This window comes from Halomonas sp. 111, assembly GCF_052379685.1.
In the GTDB taxonomy this organism is placed as follows: Bacteria; Pseudomonadota; Gammaproteobacteria; order Pseudomonadales; family Halomonadaceae; genus Vreelandella; species Vreelandella citrativorans.
In genome coordinates, this window is record NZ_JBQSYV010000003.1 from 208,841 (window position 1) to 220,904 (window position 12,064).

11 protein-coding genes are annotated in these 12,064 nt (G+C 54.1%); 8 read left to right on the forward strand and 3 right to left on the reverse strand.

All coding sequences use genetic code 11. The features are described from left to right. Positions 1–1,065: a hypothetical protein gene (locus ACT3T7_RS03785; RefSeq protein WP_444630125.1), complete on the forward strand. Its 1,065-nt coding sequence runs from the start codon at positions 1–3 to the stop codon at positions 1,063–1,065. Here the strand turns inward: ACT3T7_RS03785 and xthA are convergent. Further along, the gene (xthA, locus tag ACT3T7_RS03790; protein WP_444630126.1) at positions 1,058–1,897 is read right to left on the reverse strand and encodes an exodeoxyribonuclease III; all 840 of its coding nucleotides are present in this window, start codon (positions 1,895–1,897) and stop codon (positions 1,058–1,060) included. The two genes, ACT3T7_RS03785 and xthA, sit on opposite strands and share 8 nt — an antisense overlap. Beyond that, positions 1,897–2,145 (reverse strand): hypothetical protein, encoded by a 249-nt coding sequence (locus tag ACT3T7_RS03795; RefSeq protein WP_172116396.1) that lies wholly within the window; start codon positions 2,143–2,145, stop codon positions 1,897–1,899. The genes xthA and ACT3T7_RS03795 overlap by 1 nt, the downstream gene beginning before the upstream one ends. A 145-nt stretch (positions 2,146–2,290) precedes the next feature. Here ACT3T7_RS03795 and rhlB point away from each other — a divergent pair, with 145 nt between their 5' ends. Then, entirely contained in the window at positions 2,291–3,565 is a 1,275-nt protein-coding gene (rhlB, locus tag ACT3T7_RS03800; RefSeq protein ID WP_441677079.1) for an ATP-dependent RNA helicase RhlB, read from the forward strand. A gap of 5 nt (positions 3,566–3,570) precedes the next feature. Beyond that, a complete protein-coding gene (gene dinG / locus ACT3T7_RS03805; RefSeq protein ID WP_444630127.1) occupies positions 3,571–5,700 on the forward strand; it encodes an ATP-dependent DNA helicase DinG in 2,130 nt (709 codons plus the stop codon). A 67-nt stretch (positions 5,701–5,767) separates the two neighbouring features. On the opposite strand, the gene ACT3T7_RS03810 is transcribed toward dinG, so the two are convergent. Further along, the gene (locus ACT3T7_RS03810) at positions 5,768–6,844 is read right to left on the reverse strand and encodes a 3-deoxy-7-phosphoheptulonate synthase (protein WP_444630128.1); all 1,077 of its coding nucleotides are present in this window, start codon (positions 6,842–6,844) and stop codon (positions 5,768–5,770) included. Positions 6,845–7,173: 329 nt separating this feature from the next. On the opposite strand from ACT3T7_RS03810, the gene rpoE reads away from it, so the two are divergent. The 5 genes from rpoE (at position 7,174) to ACT3T7_RS03835 (ending at position 11,981) form a co-directional block, all read left to right on the forward strand. Further along, positions 7,174–7,773, forward strand: a complete 600-nt coding sequence (gene rpoE / locus ACT3T7_RS03815; RefSeq protein WP_172116400.1) for an RNA polymerase sigma factor RpoE — start codon at positions 7,174–7,176, stop codon at positions 7,771–7,773. A 363-nt stretch (positions 7,774–8,136) separates the two neighbouring features. Further along, positions 8,137–8,871, forward strand: coding sequence for a sigma-E factor negative regulatory protein (locus ACT3T7_RS03820; protein WP_172116401.1), 735 nt, complete (start codon positions 8,137–8,139; stop codon positions 8,869–8,871). A 166-nt stretch (positions 8,872–9,037) separates the two neighbouring features. Further along, a complete protein-coding gene (locus ACT3T7_RS03825; RefSeq protein ID WP_172116402.1) occupies positions 9,038–9,985 on the forward strand; it encodes a MucB/RseB C-terminal domain-containing protein in 948 nt (315 codons plus the stop codon). A gap of 67 nt (positions 9,986–10,052) precedes the next feature. Then, the gene (locus ACT3T7_RS03830) at positions 10,053–10,499 is read left to right on the forward strand and encodes a SoxR reducing system RseC family protein (protein ID WP_444630129.1); all 447 of its coding nucleotides are present in this window, start codon (positions 10,053–10,055) and stop codon (positions 10,497–10,499) included. A gap of 66 nt (positions 10,500–10,565) precedes the next feature. Next, on the forward strand, positions 10,566–11,981 hold the full coding sequence (locus tag ACT3T7_RS03835) for a DegQ family serine endoprotease (RefSeq protein ID WP_172116404.1): 1,416 nt from the start codon (positions 10,566–10,568) through the stop codon (positions 11,979–11,981). Positions 11,982–12,064 lie beyond the last annotated feature (83 nt).

A 12,064-nucleotide genomic window follows, 5' to 3' on the forward strand; every position in this document is an offset into this window, starting at 1 on the left:
ATGCAGCGTTTAGCATGGATTCTAATGTTCAGTGTTTGGGCTTCTGCCGCTCAGGCCGATGCACCGCTTTCGGGTGACATCATTCGTGATTTGAAAACGCAGCAAGAGCAGTTGCAAAGTGGTGCGTTTGAGACCGTGGCTGAACGCGCCACCGCCCAGGCGAATCGATTGGCTGGAGGAAATGTTTCTGACCGTTGGGCCAGTGCGCTCTACCATCAGCTGGCGGCAAGCGCTTTGGCTCGCCAGGAAAAGCCTGCTCAGGCCGCTGATCATCTCGCATTGGCGCGTCAGACCAGCGGTGTGGGTGCAGAGCAGGCAGCGCGTTGGTTGCGTGAAGAAGCATCGCTGCGGCGTGTGGCGGGGCAAAATGAGCAGGCCATTGATTTATTGAGCGAATGGCTAGAGAGCGAGCAGGATATCGCCGCGCTATGGCAGTTGGTGCGTCTGATGGCGCAAGAGGCGCAGTGGGATGCTGCTGCTGAGCGGCTGAATCAGGCCGTTGAGCAGACACAAGCGCTTGATGAGAGCCAGCAAGCACTGGCGCTTGCCGTACTACGACATTCAGGGCAAAGCGAGCAGGCGCTTGGCTGGTTGGTTGAAGGCCTGGGCCCACAAAGCGATAGAGATGCGTGGCAGCAGGCAGCGGGGCTTGCCCAGCAGGCAGGCCAGCCAGGCGTTGCCGCTGGCTTGTGGGAAATGGCGTGGCAGTTGGGTAAGCTGGAAACAAAGGATGACTTTTGGCTACTGGTTCAGCTGCATCGAAGCGGAGGAACGCCTGCGCGGGCCGCAGAGCATGTGGAAAATGCCTTGGCGAAGGGGGAGCTTGAGCGAGATGAGCACTCGTTACGCTTGCTCGCCACGTCCTGGCAACAGGCCCGGCACGTCGACAATGCGCTAAGTGCCTGGCAGGCATTGGCTGAATATACCCAAGCGGCCAAGGACTGGCGCCAATATGGGCAGTTGGCTTATGCCTGGGGAAATGAAGAGCAGGCCGAGCAGGCACTTTTTCAGGCAGCTGAGTTGGGCGATGAAGAAGCCAGCCAGTGGCTGGCCAATTTCAATTAACGTCAGAAGTACTGAGCGTAATCGCAAAATCGCTCCAGGTCGGTGCATGGTCGGAGGGGCGTTCCATAGCGCGCAGCTCATAATCGATCCCCGCTGCCTGAATGCAGTCGGCAAGCGGCTGTGTTACTAGAATATAGTCGATCCGTAGGCCACGTTTGGGCTCGCGGTCAAAGCCTTTGGAACGATAATCAAACCAACTGAACCGCTCATTGTTCTCTGGGTAGCAAAGGCGATAGCTGTCGGTTAGTCCCCAGGCTTTGATGCCCGCCAGCCATTCGCGCTCAATCGGCTGAAAACTTGCTTTGCCTTCACGCAGCCAGCGCTTGCGGCTTGCCTCGCCAATACCGATATCCTGATCTTCAGGTGAAATGTTAAAATCACCCATAATCGCTAGACGCTCGTCCGCACGGTAATGTTTGTTGAGCAGACTTGTGAGTTGGCGGTAAAAGTGCGCTTTATGGGGAAATTTCGTCGGATGGCTAACGTTTTCACCCTGTGGGAAGTAGCCGTTCCAAACGGTGACTGATTCGCCGTCATCAGCCAGCAAGCGTACGCCAATCATGCGCCGCTGCGCTTCTTCGCCATCATCGGGAAAGCCATAAAAGATGTCCTGGGGCTTTTGGCGGCACATTAACGCCACCCCATAGTGGCCTTTTTGCCCATGGTAATAGACGTGATAGCCCATAGCCTCTACATCGGCTAGGGGGAACTCGCTGTCCTGTACTTTGGTTTCCTGCAGGCCTATAACGTCAGGCTGCTGGGTATCAATCAAGGCCTGCAACTGATGAAGCCGAGCGCGGATGCCGTTGATGTTGAAAGAAACCAATCGCATTACGATTTATCCTCTGGCGTATGATCCGCCTCTTTGTCAGGATGGATGGCGATACTTTGGCCCTCCTGTTGGCGCGCCAGCTTGCGCTCTGCCTGAAGTTTACGCTGCTGCTGCTTTTTGGCGACAAAACGGCGTGAAGAGGTCACCTGGTCGGGGTTATCATGGCGCCACTGTTTATAGTCTTTGCGGCGCCCGGTGCGAATCGTCACCTTGTCAGCCAAAGAACGTGTTTTTTTCTTACGCGTCATGTCGCGCTCCTTATGTCGAATTAAGCCATATTCTAACAGGCTCTGGCCTACCTTCGACAGCAGGACGCGCTCTTAGCGCCAACCCCTGATACAATACGCGCTTCGTGATGCCTAACATTCACAGTAATGGACAGATACATAGCCTATGAGCGAGTCGGAACAGACCATAGCATCGGCCCAGAACCGCAAGCCGAAACGTCGCCGTCGGAAACCGCGTCGCCGCCAGTCTAGCTGGGATCTTCGTCAGTTTCAGGTGCCTGCCGTGGCTGGCAAATGGCGCTTTCATGACTTTGATCTGCCGCTACCGTTGATGCGCGCCATTCATGCCCAAGGGTTTGAATACTGCACACCGATCCAGGCTGAAGCGCTACGTGCAACGCTGCTGGGTGGCGATATAGTGGGTAAAGCGCAAACCGGTACCGGCAAGACGGCTGCATTTTTGATCTCGGTAATGGCGTACTTCCTTGAAGAGCCTGCACCTGATGGTCAAAAGCCCGGTGCGCCGCGAGCACTGATTATTGCGCCTACGCGTGAGTTGGCCCTGCAAATCGAAAAAGACGCCAAGGCGCTTGCTCGCTTTACGCAGTTGAACGTGGCCAGCGTTGTTGGTGGGATGGACTATCAAAAGCAGCGCGAAAGTCTGGGCAAAAAGATTGATATCCTGGTCGCAACGCCAGGCCGCTTGCTGGATTTCCATCAAAAGCGCGATATCGACCTTTCTGAAGTGGAAGTGCTGGTATTGGATGAAGCCGACCGTATGCTGTCGATGGGCTTTATTCCTGACGTGAAGCGTATTATTCGCTACACGCCGAAGACAGAAGAGCGCCAGACGTTCCTGTTTTCTGCCACCTTTACCGACGATATTCTCAATCTGGCCAATCAGTGGACGGTTAACCCAGCCCACGTTGAGATTGAAGTCACGGTTGAAAACCAGGCGGATATTGACCAGCGTGTTTATCTCGTCTCGGACGACGATAAGCAGCGCCTGCTGGTAAACCTGCTTGAGCAAGAGAGCTTTGAGCGTGTGATGGTATTCGGTAATCGCCGCGATTTGGTTCGTAAGCTGGATGACCTGCTGAAAAAAGCCGGTATCAGTGCGGCCATGCTGTCGGGTGACGTACCGCAAAACCAGCGGATCACTACACTTGAGCGTTTCCGCGAAGGTGACATTCAAGTGCTGGTTGCCACGGATGTGGCAGGCCGCGGAATTCACATTGAAGACGTAAGCCACGTCATCAACTACACGCTGCCTGAAGACCCGGAAGACTACGTTCACCGTATTGGTCGTACCGGTCGTGCAGGCGCCAAAGGCGTTTCCATCAGCTTTGTGGGCGAAGAAGATGCCTTCTCATTGCCTGAGATCGAACGCTATATCAACGGCAAACTGCCCTGCGAACATCCGCCGGAAGGTATGCTGTAAAGCACATGCTTGATGATGCCCTAAAAAGCGATATTCAGGACGCTTATCGTCGCGTGGTGGAAAAGCTTGAGCTGACTCCACGCTACGGGCAGCGCCTGATGATTGCTGAGATTGCCCGCACGTTAGGGGATATCGAAAGCGATAGCGAAGGCAAGCGCACCAGCGACAGTCATATCTGTGTGCTGGAGGCAGGCACCGGCACCGGCAAAACGCTGGCGTATCTGATTGCTGCATTACCCATTGCGAAAGCGCGTGGTAAGCGGCTGGTCATTTCGACCGCTACGGTTGCCTTGCAAGAGCAAGTGCTAAATCAGGACTTGCCCGCGCTTGCCAGCCATAGTGGCATTGTCTTTCGCTACGCGTTGGCGAAAGGTCGCGGCCGATATGTGTGTGTGGCCAAGCTGGACCAGGTAATGGAAGGCGCTGAGCCTAACCCGACGCTTTCGCTATTCGAGCAGTCGCTGCAAACTGAAAGCAGCGATTTTACCGTGCTTGCCACTGATATGACGGACGCCTATGGGCAGGGTAAGTGGGAGGGCGACCGCGATAACTGGCCCACCACCATTGATGATGCCCACTGGCGGCGGCTAACAGTAGACCACCGCCAATGCACCGGTAGGCGCTGTGGCCACTTTGGCGCCTGTGCCTTTTTTCGCTCGCGTCGTGATCTTGAAAATGCAGATGTCATCGTTGCCAACCATGACCTGGTGCTGGCGGATTTGGCGCTGGGAGGTGGGGCGATTTTGCCGGATCCTGCCGACTGCATTTTTGTCTTTGATGAAGGCCATCACCTGCCTGATAAGGCGCTTTCGCATTTCGCCCACCGGTTTGCCGTACACGGCTGTGTGCGTTGGTTAAACACGCTTAAAAGCAGTTTGACCGACCTGAATCAGGCGTTGGCGGTGCAGCCCACCATCGCGCGCTTACTGGCAAGCCTGCCCGAGGCCATCCATGGCCTGGAACCTGTGCTAGGCGATGTGTTTAGCGTAGGGCACCAGCTGGCAGGGCGGCCCAATGGGCTGTCCGATGAAGAAAACATACTGCAATCGCGGTTTGAAAAAGGCCAGGTGCCTGATGCACTGCGTGAACAGGCGCAGCAACTGCTGGTGATGTTTGCCACGCTCTCGCGCTGTCTGGAAAGCATCAGCGAGATTCTGCGTGAAAGCCTTGATCCTGATAAGCAGACCGGGCTTGATCGCGAACAAGCGGAAAGCTGGTTGCCACTGGTCGCCCTGCTGCATGGCCGCGCCCTGGAAGCCCACGCCTTATGGCAAGCGTTTAGTGAAAAGGATGCCCCTAACGTGCCGCCAAGTGCTCGGTGGCTTACGCTAAGTCGGGTGGCGGGTGAGCCCGAGATTGAGTTTTCTGCAAGCCCTGTATCAGCGGCCCATACACTTGCCAGGCATTTGTGGGGGCGCTGCCATGGTGCAGTGGTCACCTCGGCAACGCTGACTGCACTGGGTCGATTTGAACGCATTCAGGAGCGCGCCGGGTTGGCTAATCGGTACCGCTACCAGGCGTTGCCCAGCCCGTTTGATTATGCCAATGCGGTGCTGCGTGTGCCAAAGGAGGCGACGGACCCGGGTGATCGCGATGCACATGAAAATGCGATCGCTCAGTTTGTCACGCAATTGACCGATAAAGAGGCGGCCCTGGTGCTGTTTTCTTCTCGTGCGCAGCTTCGCGCGGTAGAGAAAAGTCTGCCAGCGGCCATCAGAGAGCGGGTGCTTGCCCAGGATGCGCTGCCCAAACGAGAGTTAATTGAGCGGCACCGCGCGGCGGTCGACAAGGGCAAAGGCAGTATTATTTTTGGGCTAGCCAGTTTTGCTGAAGGGATTGATCTGCCTGGTGACTATTTGACCCACGTGGTGATCACGCGGCTGCCGTTTTCAGTGCCGGATGACCCGGTAGGGGCGACGCTTGCCGAGTGGATCGAGAGCCAGGGCGGGAACTCGTTTATGCGTATTAGCGTGCCGGATGCCTCGATTAAACTGGTGCAGGCCTGTGGGCGGCTGATTCGTAAAGAGAGCGACCAGGGGGTCATTACGTTGTTGGACAAGCGTGTGATTACCCGGCGCTACGGTCAGGCGCTACTGGATGCTTTACCACCGTTCAGGCGCGAGATTCACCCATAAGCCACCTGTAATCATCTGCCCCCCCGCTATGGCATACGCCATAGCGGGGCATGTGCATGCAGTCAGGTTACTGCGCAATGCGCTTGGCAAGTGCCGGTGCCAGCTTATCGTTCATGCGGGTAAACGTTTCTACCGTCGTATCCCAGTCGATGCAGGCATCCGTAATGGAGACGCCGTACTGCAGTTGGCTTAGGTCCGCGGGGACTTTTTGATTGCCCCAGCCGATATTGGATTCCACCATCAGGCCGATGATAGAGGTGTTGCCTTCAAGGATTTGGTTGGTCACGTTCTCCAATACCAATGGCTGTAAAGCCGCGTCTTTATTAGAGTTGGCGTGAGAACAGTCGATCATGATATTGGCAGAAAGATTGGCTTTTTTAAGCTCTTTTTCAGCCAGCGTCACGCTAACACTGTCGTAATTGGGTTTGCCGTTACCGCCCCGTAGAACGACGTGGCCGTATGCGTTACCCCGGGTGCGAATAATGGCTACTTGACCGGCTGGGTTAATGCCCAGGAAATTATGCGGGCTCGCCACGGACTGCAGCGCATTGATAGCGACGTCCAGGCTGCCATCGGTTCCGTTCTTAAAACCGACCGGTGAGGAGAGGCCTGAGGCCATTTCGCGGTGGGTTTGTGACTCAGTGGTACGTGCACCAATCGCTGACCAACTGATACAGTCTTGCAGATATTGAGGCGAAATGGGGTCGAGTGCTTCGGTCGCCAGCGGCAAGCCAATGTCCGCCAGGTCGACCAGCAGCTTGCGCGCAATATGCAGGCCTTCATCAATCTCAAAGGAGTCGTTGAGGTGCGGGTCGTTGATAAGGCCTTTCCAGCCGACCGTTGTGCGAGGCTTTTCAAAATACACGCGCATCACGATATAAAGACTATCGTTGACCTGGTCGGCCAGTTTACGCAAGCGGCGGGCGTAATCCAGCGCTGCGTCTACATCGTGGATAGAGCAGGGGCCGACGACAACTAACAGGCGTGGATCTTTACCATCCAGAATATTCTGAATGGTTTGACGCCCTTCAATGACCGTACGTTCAGCGGTATCGGTAAGAGGAACCGCCCGCTTGAGTGCGTCGGGCGTGGTGAGGACATCCTGAGCGAGGACGTTAAGGTTATGGACCTGTTGTTCTGACATCTAGCTACCTATGCGTGCGCAGTGAGCGAAAAATAACGCCTACTATGGCGTGTCAGGGTGGTAAAAATCAATTCTTGAGGAACTTGAAAGCGTTGAGCAGTGTCAGCTTCAAGATTTTGCAAGTAGTGTGTAAGCGCTTGATGCCTCGTACAGAACGCGTAACACTTAGCGTTATGAATCATAAACACAGCGGCATATTGGTCGCCGCTGTCATCATTGTCATTAATTAATGCCCAAGGGACGCTATGCTGCTTGCTGTGAAGGCCCGCTCAAAAGGGGTGACAGAAATAGGGCTCGACGCATGTCGTACGAGCTGGAGGGGCGTGTGAATGGGCACTCGGGAAACGGATCAACAGCTTGTCGAACGTGCCCAAAAAGGTGATACGCGCGCGTTTGATCTGCTGGTAAAAAAATACCAGCATAAAATTATTGGTTTGATCGGTCGCTACGTACACGATCACTCTGAGGTCCAGGACGTGGCCCAGGAAGCATTTATCAAAGCCTATCGAGCGCTCGGTAAGTTTCGTGCTGAAAGTGCTTTCTATACTTGGATGTATCGCATTGCTATCAATACGGCTAAAAACCATCTGGTGTCTCGGGGCCGACGACCACCTGGTAGCGACCTGGACATCGTGGATGCAGAGCTTGTCGATCAGAGTGGCCGATTGGCAGATGCCGAGTCGCCAGAAGCTGCTATCGCACGTGATCAACTTGAAGCCGCCGTTTTTGAGGCGATTGAAAAGCTACCGGACGATCTACGTACGGCCATTACGCTGCGCGAACTGGATGGTCTTGCCTACGAAGATATTGCTCAGGTAATGCAGTGCCCAGTGGGGACTGTGCGTTCGCGGATTTTTCGCGCGCGTGAAGCGGTGGATGAACACATTCGACCGTTAGTGACGACTGCACGGAACAGTCGCGACGAATAGTGGTCGATAGAGCTGAATAAACACAGTGCTGCTGGCTGCTGGAAGTTGCCGATAGAAGTTGCAGGTAACGGTCAGGACACAGAAAATTACGTTTTTCCTTTTTTTGTGAACTGTCTGGCAGGCAAAGCGTCATACTCATCAGTTGCTTCCGTTGAGCGGATGAGAACAAGCAGCCGTGACGCTTTAGAGCTACCATGTCGCATCAAGCGGCTGATGTACCAAAGAATGAGGCAGCATCATGCGAGGTGCGTTGCACTAAGCGAGTTGTTATCAGATCTTGGCCAGTGGAGTTGTTACAGCGGTCGCTGCTTATTTGCCGTGCTGCGGTAAGGCTTCATTTAACACAGTGTGAGGGTGTGAAGTATGAGTCAAAACACACGGGAATCGCTTTCAGCATTAATGGATAGCGAAAGTGATGAGCTGGAACTACGCCGAGTGTTGAAGGCACTGCCAAATGATGCTGATGCGGCAGATACGTGGCGACGTTACCACTTGGCTCGTAGCATGATGCAGCGTGAGCGGAGTGTTGATGTGAGCGCCGACCTTTCCGCCGGTATTATGGCGCGTTTACAGGATGAGCCTGCTCCGATGATGGCTGACGCCCCAGCGTCAACCCCTGCTCGGTCAAGTAACATCTCTTTTGCTCGCGGCGCCGGTGTTGCAGCAGCGGTATCACTTATGGTGATTACTGGTGTTCAGTTCTTTGGTGCTGACGGTGAAAGTATTGAGCCAGGCAACACTATTGCGGCAACGTCCTCGACGGGCGGAGGTGCAGCGGGTCAGGTTCAACCTGTCAACCTTGCCGCCTCGCAGCCAGCGTCAATGACCTCTGCCAGTATGCCGATGTTTGAACCAACGCCTTTTCGGGTTAATGGTCAAGCGCAAAACGGGCTAATGAACGTAAGCGAAACGGGCTTTGCTTCAGCCGCCGTGGCTCAAAGTGCTCCCGCACAGCAAGGTACCACTATTGATGTTGATCAGATCAGGCTTCTGCAGTCGTATCTGGAGCAGCATTCTCAGGGTGCCGCTTATGGCAATGGCGAAAGCTGGATGCCATTGATGCGTTCTTCTGTCACTGAACCGCTAGGCCAACGCTAACCTGTTATGACAATGTTCCCTGAGTGAGGCACCTGAATACGCATTTTAAACACGTATTCGTAAGGTATAACTCGGGAAAATGCCTTGATTTCGAGATAGGTATTTGAAAGATGGCAGGTAACAGCAGGCTAAGAGTGGCTACCGATAGATAAGGGAATAAACCCGCATGATGGTGACCTGGCGAAACAGGTGGATGGCTTCTGCTGCGTTATTGAGCATTAGCCTGTTGCCTTTACAGCTCTATGCACAAACTGATGAACGGGGCATGTGTGCGGATGTGCCCTCTGAAAATGCATCTGGCAATGTTCAGGTGTGGCTGGAAAGAAGTTTACAGGCGAGCCATTGTTATACGTTTCAAGCGCGGGCCGTGGCGATTAATGCCATTGATGTGCGCACGCTAGCGCTTTCTCATCGCATTCAGGATGGTGTTCGCCAGCAAGTTGTTCAGCAGCTTGATGGCCCCTCTGTAAGCGTCGAGCGTCGCTCCCGCGTAGGACAGCTGGCTTGGTCAGAAAAAAGCGAAAACGGTGCGTTCCCTTCTCTGGAAGGATGGGTTGACCACGCTTCTCAGTTTTACGATATTTCGCTGGATGAAGACGTCCGAGTCGCGGGGCGCGAGGCGGCAACGCTTCGATTTGAGCCGCATGACCAGCAGCGTTATACCCATGAGTGGTGGTTGGATAATGCAACTGGCTTATTGTTAAAACACGTGCTAAGCGATTCAACGGGTCGTATTTTAGAAACCTTTCAAATAACACAATTAAATGAGCCCGAGCGTTATACAGGTCAGGTTGTCATTGATGCGTTGCCCGTCAGTACAGAGCCCGCTTGGCAGCCTTCATGGCTACCCGAAGGGTTTGTCGCTCAGCCGACATTCTCCCAGGATGACGAGGCGCATCAGCGTTTGTATAGCGACGGTTTGGCCACCATTAGCATTTTTGCCGAGCCTCAAGCGGGGCCGCAAGAGTTGAATCGCGGCGTCCACCAAATTGGTGTTTCGTCGATAGCGGTTGACGAATATGCTGAAGGCGAGCAGTACTGGCAGCTCGTCGGTATTGGTGAAGTTCCCCCTTCAATGCTTCAGCGTATTGTTCAATCGGTTGAGTTTGACTAATTTTTCTTATTTACATTGTGCGCATGTTCTACAGCTCAATCAGTCCAGCCAAGGTATTAATGCGTTGATGAAATCTGAAAGTGATGCCTTGCTGCGTGCCGGTCGCGTTGTTGGCTACACCCCGCGGGGGCTGTTAGTCGATGTGTCGGTTAAAGAGAGTTGCCAGCAGTGTGCCCAGGGCCGTGGGTGTGGCATGGGCGTGTTGGCGCGTCAGCAGCATCAGCGTATTGAAGTCAAAACCCCTTATGCCCCCACTCAACTTTGCGAACACTACCCGCTTGGCACAAGCGTAACGCTTACTCTTGGCCGTTCCGATATTACCCTGTTAGCCTTGCTTGTCTATGCGCTGCCGTTATTGGTTGCGCTACTGTTGTCAGGAGGGGTTGCAGCGTTAGGTGGGGCTGAGTGGTGGGCCCCCACCAGTTTTTTTATGACGTTGTTCATTGGGTGTGTGATTTTAAAAAAATTGCTTAGCGGGCGAACGGAACGCTTTCGCCCTCAATTGGTCAGTTAGGCGTCCTGCATCTCATGGTGAGTTGCACTCCCTTCGTTTGATGTCTGCTTTATTAGGAGCTCTTACATGAAGCGCTTGGTTCTTCCTTCCGCATTATGGCTATGCATGGCCACATTATTGATGATAGGCCAAAATGCCTATGCCTATAATTTACCCGATTTCACAGAGTTGGTTGAAGAGGCCGCGCCTGGCGTTGTCAATATTTCAACCAGCCGTACCGTGCAACGCAGTAGTGGCCCTTCAATGGGTGGGTTCGGTGGGCAAGAGATACCTGAGATTTTTCGGCATTTTTTCGGCGATAGTTTTCCAACCCCGCCAGGTAGTGGCGGACAAGGGCGTGGTGAAGAGCGTCAGTCGCTGGGGTCTGGGTTCGTGATTAGCGATGATGGCTATATCATGACTAACGCCCACGTTGTCCAGGATGCTGACGAGATATTGGTGCGCTTGAATGATCATCGAGAGCTTTCCGCTGAGTTGATCGGTAGCGATGCTCAGACCGACGTTGCACTTTTAAAAATTGATGCTTCTGAATTACCGGTCTTGAATCTTGGCAATTCTGACGATCTTAAAGTGGGTGAGTGGGTAGCTGCGATTGGCTCTCCGTTCGGGTTTGATCATTCCGTCACTGCAGGCATTATCAGCGCGATTAATCGCACATTGCCGCGTGATGCCTACGTTCCTTTTATTCAAACGGATGTGGCGATCAACCCAGGTAATTCCGGTGGGCCGCTGTTTAATCTTGACGGAGAAGTCGTCGGGATTAACTCGCAAATCTTTACCCGTAGCGGCGGCTTTATGGGGCTTTCATTTGCGATACCCATTAATGTCGCCATGGACGTTGCTGATCAACTGCGTGAAGAGGGGCGCGTTGATCGTGGTTGGCTCGGCGTCATGATTCAACCTGTATCTCAGGATTTGGCCGAATCCTTTGGTATGGAAAACGCAAGTGGGGCGCTCATTGCTGACCTTGACCCGGAAGGCCCTGCGGCGCAAGGCGGCTTGCGTGCTGGTGACGTGATTACTGGCGTCAATGGCGAAGAGGTTGATCGCTCAAGCACGCTGCCGCGCTTAATTGGCCGTGTTACGCCTGGAAGTGATGTGGAGCTTACCTTAATGCGCGATGGCGAAGAGGTAACGGAGACGGTAGCGCTGGGGCATTGGCCCGATTCCGAAGCAGCCACGCAGGGTGATGAAAGCAACAATCAGGTGCGTTTGGGCATTTCGGTTGCCGAGTTGGATGACGCGATGCGTGAGCGCCTAAATATTGAGGGGGGCGTTGCAGTGCGTCAGATTGAGCCGGATAGCGTTGCCGCTCAAGCGGGCCTCCATGTTGGCGATGTACTGGTAAGTGTTGATCACCGCAGCGTATCTTCTCCGGATGAGTTGCTAGACATTGTTGAACAGCTACCCAGTGATCGGGCAATTCCAGTACGTGTTTACCGTGAGGGTCGCTCACTGTTTTTAGCTTTACGCCTGGAATAAGACCTTCTCTGCCTACCCAGTCCGGCGGTTCTCGCCGGACTGCTGTTCCTATCCCCCACATATCGCTACAATAGCGCTTATCT

Excerpts from the sequence above, each read along its gene's own strand:
- rpoE (WP_172116400.1), top strand. The coding sequence starts at position 7,174 with ATGGGCACTCGGGAAACGGATCAACAGCTTGTCGAACGTGCCCAAAAA.
- ACT3T7_RS03810 (WP_444630128.1), bottom strand. The coding sequence starts at position 6,844 with ATGTCAGAACAACAGGTCCATAACCTTAACGTCCTCGCTCAGGATGTC.
- xthA (WP_444630126.1), bottom strand. The coding sequence starts at position 1,897 with ATGCGATTGGTTTCTTTCAACATCAACGGCATCCGCGCTCGGCTTCAT.
- dinG (WP_444630127.1), top strand. The coding sequence starts at position 3,571 with ATGCTTGATGATGCCCTAAAAAGCGATATTCAGGACGCTTATCGTCGC.
- ACT3T7_RS03795 (WP_172116396.1), bottom strand. The coding sequence starts at position 2,145 with ATGACGCGTAAGAAAAAAACACGTTCTTTGGCTGACAAGGTGACGATT.
- ACT3T7_RS03820 (WP_172116401.1), top strand. The coding sequence starts at position 8,137 with ATGAGTCAAAACACACGGGAATCGCTTTCAGCATTAATGGATAGCGAA.
- rhlB (WP_441677079.1), top strand. The coding sequence starts at position 2,291 with ATGAGCGAGTCGGAACAGACCATAGCATCGGCCCAGAACCGCAAGCCG.
- ACT3T7_RS03825 (WP_172116402.1), top strand. The coding sequence starts at position 9,038 with ATGATGGTGACCTGGCGAAACAGGTGGATGGCTTCTGCTGCGTTATTG.
- ACT3T7_RS03835 (WP_172116404.1), top strand. The coding sequence starts at position 10,566 with ATGAAGCGCTTGGTTCTTCCTTCCGCATTATGGCTATGCATGGCCACA.
- ACT3T7_RS03830 (WP_444630129.1), top strand. The coding sequence starts at position 10,053 with ATGAAATCTGAAAGTGATGCCTTGCTGCGTGCCGGTCGCGTTGTTGGC.
- ACT3T7_RS03785 (WP_444630125.1), top strand. The coding sequence starts at position 1 with ATGCAGCGTTTAGCATGGATTCTAATGTTCAGTGTTTGGGCTTCTGCC.